The sequence below is a fragment of the Dehalococcoidales bacterium genome (genome assembly GCA_035529395.1).
Lineage (GTDB): Bacteria > Chloroflexota > Dehalococcoidia > Dehalococcoidales > Fen-1064 > DUES01.
Map to the genome: position 1 here is coordinate 1 of DATKWT010000127.1, position 15,901 is coordinate 15,901.

Here is a 15,901-nt window from a genome sequence, read left to right on the forward strand (position 1 = left end):
AAGGCCGGCTTTATAGAGGTAGAGTAGACGGACAGAGGCCGAATGAAGTACCTCATCACTCTTCTGTGCGGGTTCGAGATTTCCGATGGCATAATCACGCATCTCCTCGTCGGCAACGGCCAGTTCCGGGAAGGCAACCCCCTGATGGCGCCCATCGTCGGAGAAGGCAACTTCCTGCTGCTCAAGGTTGTGGGGGTTCTCCTATGCGCGCTGGTGCTGCTGAAAATGTACCGGCGTTTCCCCAGAGTCACTATACTGACCACATCCAGTGTCGTCACGTTCTACGGTATTGTCATCGGGTGGAACCTGGGCCTGTTCCTGGCAGTCTAGTACTACAGCACCAATGTCGTGGCAGCAGAGTAACCCTGCTTCGTTACGAGCCCGCCGCACCGGTAACAGTCCGCCCGGTGTGCCCCGCTTATCCACCCCCGGAGCATGTGACCCGCACGTATCAAGCTGCTGGCCCCTGGTGCTATCACCACGCCCGCTTGAGCCAAGGAAACTTGTGTTCTCAGGTCTCCCCAAGTAGCCACTTAGACCTTATATGGGTGACATTCATATGCGACAATGAGACTGGTGAAGCCGTCGGAACGGTTGAAGCTGTCAGAACGGCACCAGTGCACTTCCAGTAGTCGGGCACCATGGGTGCCCGACCGTTAGATTTATGCCCTGTGACCGGGAGGAGACTGAATATGGCAAAGATACTGGTCGTAGAAGACGCCGTCTTTGTGCGCAACTGGTGTTCCAGGTTACTTAGAGAGAATGGCTATGACGTGGTTGAGGCGGCAAATGGTGACGAAGCCCTGGAAATATACAGGAATGAAAAGCCGGATGGAGTATTGCTGGATATCACCGCACCCGAGACAGACGGTGTGGTAACAATACAGGAGATAATGAAGATGGACCCGGCAGCCCGGGTGGCCATGGTCACCGCTATGGGTCAGAATGCCGTGGTATTGACCGCCATAGAAGCGGGAGCACGAGATTCCGTGATGAAGCCCTTCGACAGCAACAGGGTGCTGGATGCGGTGGAGAAGCTGATCGGCTAGCTAACCCCCCAGGCGCAAAACACACCAGCCGACAGCACAGATAGGAATATCAGGACATTGGTTACTGTATTTTGCCAACCCGGACCATTTCCGGAGCAGGTGGGAGATTGGAGCAAGCCATGAGTGATGACGGGAGTGGACTGCCTCAGGCAGTAATTGATGAGATGTTTGTTAAGCAATCTGCCAAACAGAACGCTGCCCTGCCGGAGGCGTCAGTGACGGTCCTGCCGGATAGCGCGAATGAGCCGGTAGCCGAGGGTGGTACTACTACCGCACGACCATACCAGAAGATCAAGTCGGAGACCCTGAGTACAACTGCGGCACCGTCAGTGACCCCGGTGCTCGATAATGAGACCCTCGAGATAATGCGGCAGACCATGATTGCCCTCACAGAGCAGACGGCCAAACTGGAAGCTCACCTGCACCAGGTTGAACAGAAACAGAATACTACTGCCGAGTTTGGCGCAGCCATTCTGCAGATGGAAGAGAAGCTGGAAGCCGTGACCCGGCACTTCCGTGAGATAGACGGTCGCGTCACAACGGTACTGAGAAAACTCCGGGATACTCCCTCTTACAGTGTCCGCAGCGATTTCACCTGCGAATCCTGCGGCTCTCAAGGTTTCGTTGCCATACCGCTCAGGTGCACCAATTGCGGTAAAGAGGGCTGGTGGGGCTGGTGGCCTGACCACAAGGAATAATACCCTTTATTATCTCCGACCATTCACATTCCGGGACTGCCTCGCTCTCACACCCCTGAGTTCTGTCAGAACCTGCTGTGCTTCTGACAGAAGGTCGTGGGCATCTACATCATCAAGTGTGGAGGCAAGCTGGCCGGAATTATTCTCCTCTTCTATCTCGGTTGAGAAAAGCTCAAACAGTGAATCCGTGTCTCCTGACTTACCGGCGGAATCTTTGCCAGAGACATCGTCTGATTCCTCGTCTTCCAGGTAGTCCACCGAATCCAAGGACTCGGCCGAGTCTGCGGGCTTGGTTAGCTCTTCAGAGAAGTCGTCAAAAAGGTTGGCCTCGGGGGATTCGGGGGTGGCTTGTTCCGGTTCCGTGTCCGGTGTTCCTTCAGTTTTGAGCACCGGGTTGGAATCTGCTGCCGACTTTGGAGCGGTATTCTTCGACATGGGCACCTCCTTAGCTGCGGGAAGGTTTGGTCCGGCATCAGCCGCCGGCTGCGAAACGGTATCCTCAGACGAAGGTTTTGAGAAGCTCTTTGCTGGCGTGGGCAAAGCCTCAACTGGTAAACCCCCTTCCGCACCAGACCGGAGCTTGCCGAGTTTGGCCCGGACCTGCCTGGTGAAATCACGCCTTCTTCTCCAGAATGGCTGTTTACCGGTCTCATGTGGCTGCGGCTGCTTCGCAACAGCCAGCACTACATCCTGCTTCGGAGTGGTTTCCCGCACAGGGAGCGGGAAAAGCTTGACAACCATTGCTCCCAGGACAGCAAGACCTGCGAACATGTAAAGGTATACATCAGCACCTAACATTGACATTACTTATGTACCTCCTTCCGGTACCGTTCCGGAGAACACTCATCCCATTCCGGAAAACATCATGCGGACGACGGGAGGACCAAGGATTACGGCAAATCCCGAGGCCCCCAGTGTGAGAGTGAGGTAGAAAAATATCTTATAGATATGTCCGCCACTGGTGGCATAGATGGCGGTGGCGTTGGCAAAAGCAAGCACCAGGACTATGGTAATCACCATGAAATGAAGCAGGTTCATTTCTGTGGTAGCGCCGCCGTAGAGACCAAAGGCAGGCATACCGGCTGCCGTTATGGCATCCACGCCCGTCTCTCCCGGCATCACATCCGCGATTAGAGCGGTAAAACTGACCAGGACCTGGTAGACAAAGACCACCAGTATTGAAAGTACCATGTGCATGACGACCGCCAGCCACAGCATACCGGACTCTATCAGCTTGCGCTTCGCCCGGAGGAGCGTGATTTTCATAGCAAAGCCACTGGCGCTATTCCCCACAAGCTCCGGCTCACCGCCCAGAAGGACGCCATCCAGGAATGTGCGTACGCTCCGGTTCACCTGCTCGGACCCCGTCTCACCAACAAACTGGCCCCAGCAAAGGCGAGGGTCTATCCCGGCCAGTATTCTGGTATAGAGCAGGTTGACATTTTCCTTCAAGGAACCCAGCGAGTGGAAGTCGAGTCTGGCCATAGCCTCGTTTACAGTAGAACCTATGGCCTGACTGACACCGCCGAGGGAACGGAGAAGACCGGCGACTTCACTGTCCCGTTTATCTATCTTGCCATCATCAATCTTCCCTATCAGCCCCAGCGGGAATATGAAGATGGCGACAGCTATCATGACATAACCAAGGTCAATCTTCATTACCAGCATGAGCGCTGCCACCACAACCGCAACGGGCAGGGTAAGCCTGACCATATTTCTCGCCAGGTTCTGCTCCTTGGAGCGAATCGAAAGCGAATGTACCTTACTTTCCCGGGGAGCAGAATGGTATATCAACCACACACCGGCAATAGTCACCACTATGGTCAAAGAGGACAAACCAACGACAAAGACTGTAGTCACGTTGCCTATCATCATGGAAACCACCGATACGATAGTGACAATGGCTGTGGTCATAATAAGCGCTACATAGGCATCGGTCCACTTTCGCAGTGTCTCCAGTCGGCGCTCATATTGATTGCCGTATGCTTCCGAAGAGACATCAGCCTCCCTCTGCAGGAACGTGACGATATCTTCTCCGGAGGACAGGGCACCCGACATACGCAGGAGAAACGCCTTTACATCCGGTTCCTGGGTGTTCTGGCCGACGATTCGGCACGCCTCAGCGTAGTCATGGTTGAATGCTTTGGCAACAAAGACCGCCCGTTTGAAGTAGCTTGCCGAGATGTAAGGCATCTTGGCAGCATACTCGAACAGCCCGCTCCGCGAGATACCGGATGTGGCGATGGCCGCCATGTAGCTCAGATGGCAGAAGAAGTCCACCTCCAGCAGCTGGTTGTCAACAGACTTACTGGCGTCCTTCTTGCCGCCGTCCTTTCCCTTTGCCCAGAACTTGTACCATACCATCGTTAGAAGAGCCCCTGTCGCTGCGCTTTACTGAGAACCTCCAGGATTTCGTAGAAACCGGTAATATGCTTCTCCTTATGTAGTGTCTCCAGTATCTTCGCCCGGCGGTCTACCTCAGTGTATATGCGCTGTTTCTTGTTAGCCGGGATGCCCATCTTGGGGGCAACCTTGTTTTCCAGGACCATGCTGGTCATCCGGCCGGTGAATTCAAAGACGTCCGTTTCCTCATTCCAGTGGAATATCTCAACGAAGGTAAATGAATCAAACACGGGGTCATAAGCCACAATCTCATTGATGCTGGTTATACGCCGACCCGTCTTACCATTGGGGAGTTTGACCGCGCTGGTAAAGACTATCACGTTCAGGTTGTCGATATAGCTCTTTGGCACCGAGATGGGGCTGCCCGTCATACGCTGGATAAGCTTCTCCACGGAAGCAGCATGGAATGTGGCCATAACGGCGTGGCCGGTCTGCATTGCCTGGAAAGCCACATTACCTTCCGGGCCGCGAATCTCTCCTATGATAATCTCGTTGGGGCGCTGTCTCAGTGCCGCCTTGAGCAGGTCGAACATGTCTACCCCACTGCCCTCTCCTATCTTTGTGGTCTGGACCACCTCTCTTATCCAGTTCTTGTGGGGCACCTGGAGCTCGGGCGTATCCTCGATACTGACCACTTTGGCCATGGGATGAATGAAGGTGGTCACAGCATTCAGCAGTGTTGTCTTCCCGGAGGCTGTCTCCCCGGATACGAAGACATTCATCTCGTGACCAATTACGAGTGAAAGATAGGCCAGCATCTGGTAGTTCAGGCTGCTGAAGTCCACCAGTTCGAAGATAGATATCGGTGTCCCGGCAAACTTACGGATGCTGAAGTTGGAGCCTCGCCTGGATACGTCCCGTCCGAATACTATGTTGATACGGGAGCCGTCAGGAAGGGTGGCATCCACAATGGGATTCCGGAAGGTAACCGGTTTCTTTATCCGCTCCGAGAGCCACAACACGAACTGGTCAAGGTCCTCATGGGTCTTAAAGTCAACCGAGCTCTTCAGCGCCTTGAAAATCTTGTGCTCGATGAATACCTGTCCTTTACCGGAACAACTTATGTCTTCAATGAGGGGGTCAGAAGTCAGGGGGTCCAGAGCACCCATCCCAAGCCTGTCCCGGATGAACATATACCTCAGCCCTGCCTGCTCACGCTCGGTAATTCTGACTTTGGCAACCCTGGCACCACCCTTGCGCAGAAACCCGACCTGCCCCTCGATAAAACCCATAGCCGAATCGTTGCCAAGCGTGGTAACAGTGTCAAGGTACTCGTATAATTGCTCTTCCATGTCGCCGTCCGGGTCGAGTCGCGGAAGTTTGTTCCTTAGCTCAAGGAGCTTACCGTCCACTCTGGACATCAGAGAGGTAAGCTCCATGCCGAAGTCCGGTTCTACAGTAATATAGTCATTCCTGGTATCATCCGGGTTGTGCTGGACATGAATGAATACACCTGTCCGTTGTGTGGGGTAGATGTAGTTTGGTTTCTTATCATCGCCCAGTTTCCGGGACGGCTCGGCGACATACTTGGGAACCCCCACTTCAGCAACAGGCAGCGTCTGGATGTAGTCAAGGACATGCGGATACTGCTCGGTGACCTCCTGTAACGGACCCGACAACATCCCGGAAACGTCGACGCGAGGGGCCGCCGCTTCCAGGCTATCCGGTGTTCCCTCTTCAGCAGGGGGCAGGACTGTAGTTGTCATTGAGCCTATCTCCTCCCGACGCCCTGTGCGCTAGAGCAGGCCATCCTGCTGGGCCTGGCCCAGCACCCGCAGGACCTCATAGAAACCGGTAATGCCTCGCTCCTTGTGCAGCTTGGCGAATATTCGGGCCCGCTTGTCTATTTCAGCGTATATCCTCCGCTTGGCACGACTTGGTATGCCCAGCATGGTGGCAATCTTGTGCTCCATGACGTGGCTATTCATGTAACCGGTGAACTCAAAGGTATCCGTAGTTTCGTCCAGCTTGAAGGCCTCGACGATATTAAAAGACTGCGTGGGAGGGTCGAAGCCGACTATCTCGTCAATCTCAGTGACACGCCGGACTGTGCCACCGTTGGGGAGCTTGATGGAGCGCATGAGAATGGCCACGTTAAGGTTATCTATATATGTCTTCGGTACCAGAATCGGGGCGGCGGTCATGCGCTGAATCAGCTTCTCCATGGTAGAGGCATGGAAGGTGGACATAACGGCGTGCCCGGTCTGCATTGCCTGGAAGGCAACGTTGCCCTCCGGCCCACGAATCTCCCCCACGATAATCTCATTGGGGCGCTGCCGCAGTGCCGCCTTGAGCAGGTCGAATGTGGTCACCGCGCCGGTGCTGTCTTCCAGTTTGTCTGATTGTATCACTTCCCTTATCCAGTTCTCGTGGGGTACCTGGAGCTCCGGGGTATCCTCGATAGTGACTATCTTGGCCTTGGGAGGAATGAAGGTGGTCAGTGCGTTGAGCATACTTGTCTTCCCGGAAGCCGATTCACCGGCAATGAAAAGGTTCATGCCATTCGGGATTACCAGTGACAGGTAGGCGAGCATCTGGTAGTTGAGGGTGCCGAAGTCCACCAGATCGAAGATGGATATTGGTACTGCGCTGAACTTGCGGATGCTGAAGTTGGAGCCCCTCTTGGAGACATCTCGACCGTAGACGATGTTGATACGGGCCCCCACGGGAAGCGTAGCGTCGGCAATGGGTTTCCTGTAGGTTACCGGTTTTCCTATCTGCTCGGCCAACCTCAGGACAAACACGTCCAGGGCATCCAGTGAAGAAAATGATATTGGACTCTTACAACCCTTGAATATCTTGTGCTCGATAAAGAGATGCCCCACACCGGAGCAGCCGATGTCCTCAATGTATGAGTCGGACACCAGAGGCTCGATATCACCCAGACCGAGTTTATCCCGGATGAACAGATACTTAATACCCTCGAGCTCACGCTCGGTGAGCCTGACCTTGGTCAGCTTGGGCCTACCCTTGCGAAGCAAGCCTTTTCGCCCGCCAGTACTGGGCTCTTCCGGCTGGCTGCTGAGGGCCGTCATCTGTTCAACGTAGTTGATCAGCTGCTGCTTCTTATCTCCCTCGGCATCGAAGTCGGGAAGCTGGTCACCAAACTGAATGCAACGACTTTCCACCTGGGACATTATATTGCCAAGGTCCATGGTGAGAGTAGGCTCAACGATAATGTAGTGATTGCGGGTGTCCTTATCGTCAGTCATCACGTGGGCGAAAATACCGTCGCTTAGCGGGTAAATGATGTTCGGCTCCTTGATATCTTCCATCTTCTTGGTAAGCCTGGGATAGTAACGGGGAATACCCACCTCCTTGATTGGCAGCCAGTGCAGGTATTCGAAGAGATGAGGATACTCTTCCGCAACCTGTTGTAACGGGGGCGACAAAGCCTGGAAGAACTCGCAGTTATGAAAGCCTTTCCCGTGGTCGTCTACTTTGTTCTCCCTGGTGAAAGGGAGGATTATCTCCGCCATAGAATGAATCCCCAGTCCGCCTGCATTGACCGGCAGACAGTGTTAGACCTTCGCTCTACTAGTATCTAGTTGCACAAATCCGCGCAACATTTAAATACTTCGGCCTGCTGGCCTTACCAGCAGGTAAGCTCAAGAATGACATGTCAACGACGTGTCACCCTTCGCTACGCTCAGGGTCTCACCCCGCAGAACATACTAGCTGGTATTTCTGCAACTGAATGCTAGACCTTCGCCCTGGAGAGAGGCATAATCTTCATACCTATCTCCGGTTCGACGTCAAAACTCAGTACGTTACCCGTGGTCTGGGTGGCCCCCCTGACCTTGGCCACCTCAAGGGTCTTGACCAGCCTGTCACCCACCCTCTCGATGGCCAGCTTGAAGTGGGCATCGCATATGGAACGGATACGTACCAGTAAGTCCTGCTCGAAGGCATACGTATGAGCAACGTTGATTATCGTTTTACCCCGGTCACAGAGGGTCTTACAACGCTCGAAATAGGCCAGACACTCCGCACCGGTGGCGCCAGCCGCTATCTGAGTGATGGAATCCATGATGGGCAGATCAAAGTCCTCATAGTCTTCCATGGTATCCAGAATGGACTGTAGAGCGGCGGCGGCATTAGACCTCACCAGTGAAGGCCTCATGGTATAGATCTTAATCCGGCCAAGCAGCAGATAGTCCGTCATACTCAGACCGAGGCTGTCCATCTGGGTGACCAGGCTCTTCACCGTGTTCTCCGTGGTGAAGAGGACTACTTTGAAATCGTTCTTCAGGGAGCCCCATATCATCTGCTGACAGAGCACCGATTTCCCCGCATCGGACTGACCCTCCACCAGGGTGAGGGAGCCAATCGGGATACCACCACCCAGTTTTTTATCTATCTCACCGTGGCCGGTGGAGATGACGTTCTTCTTTGCTTCTTCCTCTACTTCGTCCAGTTCAAACTCTGGCATGGCTACCTCCCGATATGACCATTATCTCATCACCAAACACTGTGAGGTGACACCGTGAGGTGTTGATATCGTTATCCTGATGGCCTCCCCTGCGCCTATCCCGGGGTCAATGTTAATTAGTAGTTTCATCTGCTCTTCCGGATTCAGGATGTCGGGGTCAAAGACCTCTGTACTATTGTTAAGCAGGTAAATCCCCTCTACCGTCCATTCATTACTGCCGGGAGAACCATTCGTGGTATAGCCTATGTAGTTGGCCGCCCCACCCTGGTACTGGACAACAATATCCCATTTGGCGAATTGGGCGAGACTGGTCTTACCCTGATTTACCACTCTTAGATAGAATTCACTAACACCGCTGGGGGTTTGAATAATATTCGGTGATATACCCTGAAGCGCATCAAACTCAAGCGTGTCCACCACCGTATCCGTAATCTGGCCACCGGTGGCTATCTCCACCGTCTTCAGGATGCCAACATCACCAGCACCAGCATAGGCTACGGCATAGATGTCACCCGAGGTGCGGATTATGCCGGGTGTCTTGCCTTGCAGGGTATCGAACTCCAGCGTGTCTATCACCGTATCCGTGATTAGACCGTCAGCGGCTATCTCAACTGTCTTCAGGAAACCGTCATCACCGTCACCGGCATAGGCTATGGCATATACATCACCTGCGATATGGACCATGTGGGGTGTTATGCCTTTCAGGATATCGAACTCCAGCGTGTCTATCACCGTATCCGTAATCTGGCCATCGATGGCTATCTCCACCGTCTTCAGGATGCCAACATCGACATTGCCCGCATAGGCTATGGCATATACATCACCTGAGATATGGGCCATGTGGGGTGTTATGCCTTTCAGGGAGTCAAACTCAAGCGTATCTACCACCGTATCCGTAATCTGACCATCGGTAGCTATCTCCACCGTCTTCAGGATGCCAACATCGACATTGCCCGCATAGGCTATGGCATATACGTTACCTGAGACATGGACCATGTGGGGTGTCTTACCTGCCAGGGTGTCAAACTCAAGCGTATCTACCACTATATCCGTAATCTGGCCATCGGTGGCTATCTCCACCGTCTTCAGGATGCCAACATCACCATCACCGGCATAGGCTATAGCATATACATCACCTGAGATAGGGACCATGCCGGGTGTATTACCTTGCAGGGTATCGAACTCCAGCATGTCTATCACCGTGTCCGTAATCTGACCATCGGTGGCTATCTCAATTGTCTTCAGGTAACCATCATCTCCTTCACCGGCATAGGCTACGGTATACCCGGTAAGAGACGACCATAGTGACGCGTCGATTTCGGTCAACCTTATCTCGCTGGCCTGCTGCTCCATCTCCCTCAGCGAGTCAGCCACCGTGGTCGCCGACTGGAAGGCGTTAAACGTCAGCGTCACCACGCCCACAATGAGCGCGGCGATACATATCAGGGAGACAAGCGCTGTTTCCATCTCTAGTCCACACTGAAGGTTGTTTCGTCAAAGATACCGTTAGGTACCACTATCTTGAATATATTGGTCCCCGAAGACACGGCAGAGGCCAGGTGAACGGTAACCCTGATGGTAACCGTGGGCTGCCATTTCGTGTAGCTGCCCTCGAACTGGTAGTCCCAGTAGGGAGGGGTATCACCACCGTAGGTCACATGGTAGAAGTCACCCTCGGGCCCAAAGAAGATGTCGCTCCGCTCGACACTATCGATATCTACTGTGCCGATGTTCTTTACCCAGGCATCCACCTCCGTGGAGTTGTCCGCTACCTGAATGATTTCAATACGACACTCGATACGGTCGCTCACCTTGCTGGTGGCGCTGGTCACCGCCCCGCTGCTTTCTATGATTGCGGGGTAGAAACCGTTGAATACCGCGAGAGAGGCTACCACCCCGCCTATCATCAGCAGGACGGTTACAATGACTTTATCCACTATCGTTTCCCTGGCACAGAATAGAGAGCAGGGCTATCTCGAACTTGGTGGCCTTTCCGAGAATGCTGTCAAGCTCCTTGAGCGAGGTCAGATAGTCCCGGGTTGTTACCTTACCCTCATGCTCGCCAGGGGTGGCATAAATGAACCTGGTCAGGACATCCTTGAGCTCCAGGTCGAGAAATCCAACCATCTCGGAGATATCAAGGATGGACTGAGCCCTCTCGCTTCCCAGCCGTTTCACTACGTCCGCCACCCAGTCAGCCAGGCTGGATATTGTAGCCAGGTCTATCTGTCCGTTGTGACCGCCATTTCCTCCGGACTCAAAATTCATCTCAAATTCCTTTGCTGGTCGCCACGCCCTTATCACCTCCTCATGGGCTGTTTCATCAGTGGCGACAACGACCGGTCCGGAGACCGGCTCAGGTTCGAACTTCAGTCCAGGCTCTGGACGCGGCTGTTGCTCAGTGGCCGGTTCTGGCGTGTGGGTCGGTTCGTCTGCGACTGAAGGTTCGCTGCCTGCAAGGCTTTCCGGTCTGGCCTCGTGTGGCCAGTCACCCGTGGGCTGAGGCTGCTGCGTGGCAGGGGCACTTACTACAATGTGTTGCTCGGGCAACGGTGGTACTTCCCGGCTGACAGGATTCTCGAGGTTCAGGTAACTCTCCCTGAGGTCGAGCAGGACCGCCTGGACCTCGTTCTTCAGTATCTTGATTTCGTCCTCTAGCTGAGTTACCTTATCATTCAGCTCCACTTGCCTACCTCCGTTATCCGAGTCTCAGTGCCCCCGGGGCCTCCCCGGAGACACTGAGACCTGGGTGTGCATCTCTTCCGCAGTTCCCCCCGACTTATTCACCGTCGCTGAACGAACCTACTGCAAATCATTGACCTTTTCTATACTGCCGGGCATAACCCTCTGGATGGTGAGAGTGGCGCCGGTGGGCGGGATGACCTGGAGCGTAAATTCATCGTAGAACTCCCGGGTGGCTATGGCCGGAATCGTGACGGTCACTACGTGCTGCTCGTCAAACTCCATCATATTGGCCGTACCGCGCTCCGTGCTGCCCCCGCTTAGGGCGCTGGACCAGGTCACATTTTCCGAATGCTCCTCGTTGTCGAAGTAGTTGATAACCACCGAATCCATGTCCACTTTCTCATCATTCATAGTCAGGCCAACACTGAAAACTACCTGCTCCAGTTCACTCTGGTTGGGGCTCAAGCCGAGTACGGAACCCTGGACCTCCATTGTGGCCTGGGCGGACTCGAGGCCCTGGTAGACTGTGGCCTTTCCCCGCTCTGCCGAGAAGATACCGGCGGAGAGGACACTGTACGCCAGCACTGAAGCCACCGTGACGAAGGCAATCAGGATGATGGCTGTTTCCAGCCCGGTCATACCCCTCTGACCACGGTGCAAGCTGGTTAGCGATTTCAATATCCTCATCAGAATCTCCCTCCATCTCTTCCGGGACCTACCGAAGGTCCATTACTTTGGCGATATAGCCAGGCAGGGTCCTCTGGATGGTGACAGTGGCGCCGGTGGGCGGGATAACCTGGATCGTGAACTCCTCGTATGCCTCGCGGGTTACCGCGGCCGGTATCGTGACCGTGAACACGAACTGCTCGTCGGCCTCAATAATGGTGACTGAGCCGCGCTCGGCGCTGCCGTCGCTCTTGACGGCTGTGAAGGTGACGTCCTCGGAATGCTCTTCCTCATCGAAGTAGTTGATGACGATGGACTGGGAGTCACACTGGCTGTCCTGGACTGCGAGCCCAACCGAGAACTGCACCGTCTCCAGTGAACTCTGGTTCGGGCTCAGACCCAGTACGGAGCCAACGATTTCCAGCGTAGCCTCCGCTGATGCAAGACCCGAGTAGACTGTCGCCTTACCTCTTTCCGCCGAGAAGATACCAGCTGACAGGACGCTGTAGGCGAGGACTGATGCAACCGTTACGAAGGCAATCAGGACGATGGCTGTCTCCAGCCCCGTCATGCCCCGTTGACGCCGGTGCATGCTCTTGAGAACTCTGGTTAATTTGTGGTACATTTCTTACTCCTTTTTACTAATGGATAACCCCTTATGGAATCATGTCCAATAACAATCTTGATTATCACATCCTTCTGTACCTCCTTCACTAACTTCATCTGCACGTGGCACCCTGGCCTATCCGCAGCTTGACTGCACCGAAAGTGTGTAAGGTGACCACTGGCGTATTCTGTATATTATTGAAAGTAGCTCCTCGCTATCGGCACCGGGTGAAAAGAGACCGGCCGCTCCGGCCTTGATTGCCGACACCAGGTCCTCTGCTATATTCTCCGTAATGATGACCACCCTGGCAGACAGCCCTTCCCTGGTGATTGCGCGGGTGGTCTGAATACTGTCCATCCCCGGCATTCCACTATCGGCAAGCATCACTATCACGTCCGGGGAGAGGTGCCTGGCGGCTGCCAGGGCTTCCTCGCCGCTGACTACCTCACCGGCTATGATGATGCCTGTTCCAGTACTCAACGTCTGGTGTAACCTCCCTGTGGTGGCCTCATCGCCACCGCCGTCCACTACCAGTACACGGATAATATCGTCAGTATTCATCATCATCTTACAGTTGCGCGGTCGTCCTGAGAGAGAAAGCGGTGCCCGCAACATCATCTTTCTCAGGAGCACGCTCATCAACTCAGGACGACCCTGCATCATCAGTGTCGCATACGGCAATATTCGTTGTAAGGACTAACTGGACAAGAACAAAGGGCTAAAGAGGCAACGTTATTCTGCGTCTTGAGGACTGCCCGATTGCCTCCCAGGGGCCATGGATTTGACCCGAAAGAGTCATCATACGCACTGATGGGCACACAATCGCAGGCTACTTTCAGGGAAAAGAACGCCAACCGGGTGTTTGATTACACCCCGACCAATGACTTAACATCAGACTGACAGCTTGAGATGCTACCGCAACGCAACGAGACCGTCATCATGCTGGTGGCCGTCCTGACCACCATCGGCAGCCTGGCCTAAGCCATGACCACTCCGGGGCAGGGCGACAGGTACACCGAGTTCTATATCATGGGGCCGGAGGCCGATGCCGCAGAGTACACGTACGAGACCACGGCAGGGCAACCGGTATACCTTACAATGGTTATCGTCAACCACGAACATGAACCACTGGGCTACCGCGTGGAGATAGTGAGTGGCGGTGACTCAATTCACAGCCTTACCACAGGAACCCTTGACCACAACGAAGAATGGCGGAGCAGAGTTGACTTCGTGCTCGGCGTATCCGGCGAGAACCGGAAGGTCGATCTCTACCTGTACAGCGATAACTCGTCCGAACCGTACTTCGATGAACCGCTTCATATCTATATAGACATCCGCTAACCCTCATGTCGAACGGTGTGACCCCCGCACCGAACCCGGATTTACCACATGAGCATGAGTTCTCCGGCTCACAATTACCAATTTGGCTCACCACCATGAACCTTCTATGTCTTACCGATGACCCCGCCTGATGCCAGAATAGGTCTGTGAGATTATTAGACTGGCCCAGGAACGGGGGTAATTAAGATTATGATGCAATTCCAGGAATCGCGCCAGATATCTACCACGGTCATCGTGCCCGCATATAACGAAGAGGACGGGCTGCCGGTGACGCTGGACAAGCTCCAGAAGGTCCTGGACGACAGCTACGAGGTCATCGTCGTTGACGACGGCTCGACCGACCGGACCCCGGAAATAGCCCGCCGGTTTTCCTGCCGGTTTGTCAGGCACGAAGTGAACCAGGGAAAGGGGGAGGCCCTCAGGACCGGGATAAGGCACGCCCGTGGCCACAACGTCATCTGGATCGATGCCGATGACACCTATCCCGTGGAGACCATTCCCAGGATGGTCGAAGCCCTCAATGAGTATGACGTGGTGGTTGGCTCACGCGCCTGGGGGAACGAAAACATCCCTCGTTTCAACCGCCTGGGCAACTGGATATTCCGCACCATGATAAAAGGCTTCTACGGGTTTCAGGCTCACGACCCGTGCACCGGACTCTATGGTGCCAGGAAGGTCTACCTGGAACTGATGGACCTGTCCTCAAAGCGCTTCGCCATTGAGCCGGAAATCTCCATCAAGAGCAGTCGAATGAAGCTGAAAACGCTCGACATCCCCCTGCGATACCGTCCCAGGATTGGTGACACCAAGCTCAATGCCATCCAGGTCGGCTATGAGGACTTGAAGACGATTCTCGGTCTCGTTTTCTGGCGGGGAAAGACAGAAAGCCCGGAACAAACCGCAAGCGTTGGCGTCAAATGACCATCTCCGGACACAGTACTATGACTCCGAAGCAAATATCTCAGCCCGTGAGTATCCCGGACAGGTTTCAGGCAGTCACGGACGGTCTTTCGCCTGCGCCGGAAGTCTCCGTCGTTATCTGTGCCTACACCATGGAACGCCTGCCCTACATATATGAAGCCGTGGACTCGGTGCTCCGGCAGACATGGCCGCCGCACGAGGTAATCCTGGCGGTTGACCACAACCCCGAGCTCTTCCAGAATCTCAATGACGAACTCGGGGACAGAATCAGCGTGATACACAATGATGGACCGGAACGTGGCGCCGTAGTGACCGACAACATCGGCACCAGGTACGCTACCGGCGACATCATCGCCTTCATGGATGATGATGCCACCGCCGCCAGCGACTGGCTGGAAAAGATGGTGAGACACTACCGGGACCCCCGGGTTATCGCTGCCGGTGGCAAACTGGTCCCGGTATGGCAGGAGCACCGTCCCCGATGGTTTGCCGAGGAGCTGGACTGGGTTGTGGGTGGTACCTATAAAGGACATCCGGAGACACAGACCGAGGTTAGAAACCTGATACTGTGCAACATGTCCGTCTGGAGGGGAGTCTTCCATTCGGCGGGCTTCTTCACCACCGAGCTGGGCCGGCGCAAGAACTGGGGCACCGGTGCCGAGTCCGAGTTCTTCCTGAGAGTGAAACGGCTTTCCCCTGACTCTGCCATCCTCTACGAACCTGAGGCAGTAGTCTATCACAAGGTACCTCCCCAGCGGGCCAGCCTGAAATATGTGCTCCTGAGGTCCTACAACGAAGGTTTTCACAAGGCACTTATCCGCAGAACCTTCGCGGGTATGTCCGGGGAACCGTTATCGATGGAACGCTCGTACCTGCGCTACCTGGTACATTCCGTGCTGGGCAAGCTGGTGCGGTTCTACAAGCGCGGCAACACAAGCCAGGTAGCTTCCATCACGGCAAGTGTAGCTGCGACCGGAGCGGGCTACCTGATGGGTATGTTGAAACGGTGAGATGACCAGAACGAAACGGTGGACACCACAACACGTGTCTCTTTTGCTAACGGCCATAGCCCTCCTGCTGTGGTCGCACAGCATTGTCT

The 15,901-nt window shown here is 54.6% G+C and carries 17 protein-coding genes; 6 read left to right on the plus strand and 11 right to left on the minus strand.

The window, feature by feature from the left end:
• Window positions 1-42: 42 nt before the first annotated feature.
• From VMW13_08260 to VMW13_08270, 3 genes are all read left to right on the plus strand, one after another.
• Window positions 43-330: a DUF5658 family protein gene (locus tag VMW13_08260; GenBank protein ID HUV44807.1), complete on the plus strand. Its 288-nt coding sequence runs from the start codon at window positions 43-45 to the stop codon at window positions 328-330.
• Window positions 331-692: 362 nt separating this feature from the next.
• The gene (locus VMW13_08265) at window positions 693-1,049 is read left to right on the plus strand and encodes a response regulator (GenBank protein ID HUV44808.1); all 357 of its coding nucleotides are present in this window, start codon (window positions 693-695) and stop codon (window positions 1,047-1,049) included.
• Window positions 1,050-1,156: 107 nt separating this feature from the next.
• Window positions 1,157-1,747: a hypothetical protein gene (locus VMW13_08270; GenBank protein ID HUV44809.1), complete on the plus strand. Its 591-nt coding sequence runs from the start codon at window positions 1,157-1,159 to the stop codon at window positions 1,745-1,747.
• Window positions 1,748-1,756: 9 nt separating this feature from the next.
• Here VMW13_08270 and VMW13_08275 read toward each other — a convergent pair whose 3' ends face one another.
• The 11 genes from VMW13_08275 to VMW13_08325 all read right to left on the minus strand — a co-directional run bounded on the left by VMW13_08275 (window position 1,757) and on the right by VMW13_08325 (window position 13,203).
• Entirely contained in the window at window positions 1,757-2,551 is a 795-nt protein-coding gene (locus VMW13_08275) for a hypothetical protein (GenBank protein HUV44810.1), read from the minus strand.
• Between the two features lie 39 nt (window positions 2,552-2,590).
• A complete protein-coding gene (locus VMW13_08280) occupies window positions 2,591-4,111 on the minus strand; it encodes a hypothetical protein (protein HUV44811.1) in 1,521 nt (506 codons plus the stop codon).
• Between the two features lie 2 nt (window positions 4,112-4,113).
• The gene (locus tag VMW13_08285; GenBank protein ID HUV44812.1) at window positions 4,114-5,856 is read right to left on the minus strand and encodes a type II/IV secretion system ATPase subunit; all 1,743 of its coding nucleotides are present in this window, start codon (window positions 5,854-5,856) and stop codon (window positions 4,114-4,116) included.
• 30 nt (window positions 5,857-5,886) lie between these two features.
• Window positions 5,887-7,629: a type II/IV secretion system ATPase subunit gene (locus VMW13_08290; GenBank protein HUV44813.1), complete on the minus strand. Its 1,743-nt coding sequence runs from the start codon at window positions 7,627-7,629 to the stop codon at window positions 5,887-5,889.
• Between the two features lie 221 nt (window positions 7,630-7,850).
• Window positions 7,851-8,582, minus strand: a complete 732-nt coding sequence (locus tag VMW13_08295; GenBank protein HUV44814.1) for an ATPase domain-containing protein — start codon at window positions 8,580-8,582, stop codon at window positions 7,851-7,853.
• Between the two features lie 21 nt (window positions 8,583-8,603).
• Window positions 8,604-10,049 carry a hypothetical protein gene (locus VMW13_08300; GenBank protein ID HUV44815.1) on the minus strand — a complete coding sequence of 482 codons (1,446 nt, stop codon included), beginning with the start codon at window positions 10,047-10,049 and terminating at the stop codon, window positions 8,604-8,606.
• A 2-nt stretch (window positions 10,050-10,051) separates the two neighbouring features.
• Window positions 10,052-10,519: a hypothetical protein gene (locus VMW13_08305; protein HUV44816.1), complete on the minus strand. Its 468-nt coding sequence runs from the start codon at window positions 10,517-10,519 to the stop codon at window positions 10,052-10,054.
• Complete coding sequence (locus VMW13_08310) at window positions 10,512-11,267, minus strand: hypothetical protein (protein HUV44817.1); 756 nt, start codon at window positions 11,265-11,267, stop codon at window positions 10,512-10,514. Before VMW13_08310 ends, VMW13_08305 begins: the two co-directional genes overlap by 8 nt.
• 117 nt (window positions 11,268-11,384) lie before the next feature.
• Window positions 11,385-11,954, minus strand: a complete 570-nt coding sequence (locus tag VMW13_08315; protein HUV44818.1) for a hypothetical protein — start codon at window positions 11,952-11,954, stop codon at window positions 11,385-11,387.
• 28 nt (window positions 11,955-11,982) lie between these two features.
• Window positions 11,983-12,558, minus strand: coding sequence for a flagellin (locus VMW13_08320; protein ID HUV44819.1), 576 nt, complete (start codon window positions 12,556-12,558; stop codon window positions 11,983-11,985).
• 117 nt (window positions 12,559-12,675) lie between these two features.
• Window positions 12,676-13,203, minus strand: a complete 528-nt coding sequence (locus tag VMW13_08325) for a response regulator transcription factor (protein ID HUV44820.1) — start codon at window positions 13,201-13,203, stop codon at window positions 12,676-12,678.
• A 321-nt stretch (window positions 13,204-13,524) separates the two neighbouring features.
• Here VMW13_08325 and VMW13_08330 point away from each other — a divergent pair, with 321 nt between their 5' ends.
• The 3 genes from VMW13_08330 (at window position 13,525) to VMW13_08340 (ending at window position 15,812) form a co-directional block, all read left to right on the plus strand.
• Window positions 13,525-13,881: a DUF1616 domain-containing protein gene (locus VMW13_08330; protein ID HUV44821.1), complete on the plus strand. Its 357-nt coding sequence runs from the start codon at window positions 13,525-13,527 to the stop codon at window positions 13,879-13,881.
• A 189-nt stretch (window positions 13,882-14,070) separates the two neighbouring features.
• Window positions 14,071-14,802 carry a glycosyltransferase family 2 protein gene (locus VMW13_08335; protein ID HUV44822.1) on the plus strand — a complete coding sequence of 244 codons (732 nt, stop codon included), beginning with the start codon at window positions 14,071-14,073 and terminating at the stop codon, window positions 14,800-14,802.
• A gap of 20 nt (window positions 14,803-14,822) precedes the next feature.
• Window positions 14,823-15,812 (plus strand): glycosyltransferase family 2 protein, encoded by a 990-nt coding sequence (locus VMW13_08340; GenBank protein HUV44823.1) that lies wholly within the window; start codon window positions 14,823-14,825, stop codon window positions 15,810-15,812.
• The last annotated feature ends 89 nt before the right edge of the window (window positions 15,813-15,901 follow it).

Excerpts from the sequence above, each read along its gene's own strand:
- VMW13_08280 (HUV44811.1), bottom strand. The coding sequence starts at position 4,111 with ATGGTATGGTACAAGTTCTGGGCAAAGGGAAAGGACGGCGGCAAGAAG.
- VMW13_08320 (HUV44819.1), bottom strand. The coding sequence starts at position 12,558 with ATGTACCACAAATTAACCAGAGTTCTCAAGAGCATGCACCGGCGTCAA.
- VMW13_08260 (HUV44807.1), top strand. The coding sequence starts at position 43 with ATGAAGTACCTCATCACTCTTCTGTGCGGGTTCGAGATTTCCGATGGC.
- VMW13_08340 (HUV44823.1), top strand. The coding sequence starts at position 14,823 with ATGACTCCGAAGCAAATATCTCAGCCCGTGAGTATCCCGGACAGGTTT.
- VMW13_08285 (HUV44812.1), bottom strand. The coding sequence starts at position 5,856 with ATGACAACTACAGTCCTGCCCCCTGCTGAAGAGGGAACACCGGATAGC.
- VMW13_08300 (HUV44815.1), bottom strand. The coding sequence starts at position 10,049 with ATGGAAACAGCGCTTGTCTCCCTGATATGTATCGCCGCGCTCATTGTG.
- VMW13_08275 (HUV44810.1), bottom strand. The coding sequence starts at position 2,551 with ATGTCAATGTTAGGTGCTGATGTATACCTTTACATGTTCGCAGGTCTT.
- VMW13_08295 (HUV44814.1), bottom strand. The coding sequence starts at position 8,582 with ATGCCAGAGTTTGAACTGGACGAAGTAGAGGAAGAAGCAAAGAAGAAC.
- VMW13_08335 (HUV44822.1), top strand. The coding sequence starts at position 14,071 with ATGATGCAATTCCAGGAATCGCGCCAGATATCTACCACGGTCATCGTG.
- VMW13_08265 (HUV44808.1), top strand. The coding sequence starts at position 693 with ATGGCAAAGATACTGGTCGTAGAAGACGCCGTCTTTGTGCGCAACTGG.
- VMW13_08330 (HUV44821.1), top strand. The coding sequence starts at position 13,525 with ATGACCACTCCGGGGCAGGGCGACAGGTACACCGAGTTCTATATCATG.
- VMW13_08290 (HUV44813.1), bottom strand. The coding sequence starts at position 7,629 with ATGGCGGAGATAATCCTCCCTTTCACCAGGGAGAACAAAGTAGACGAC.
- VMW13_08325 (HUV44820.1), bottom strand. The coding sequence starts at position 13,203 with ATGATGCAGGGTCGTCCTGAGTTGATGAGCGTGCTCCTGAGAAAGATG.
- VMW13_08315 (HUV44818.1), bottom strand. The coding sequence starts at position 11,954 with ATGAGGATATTGAAATCGCTAACCAGCTTGCACCGTGGTCAGAGGGGT.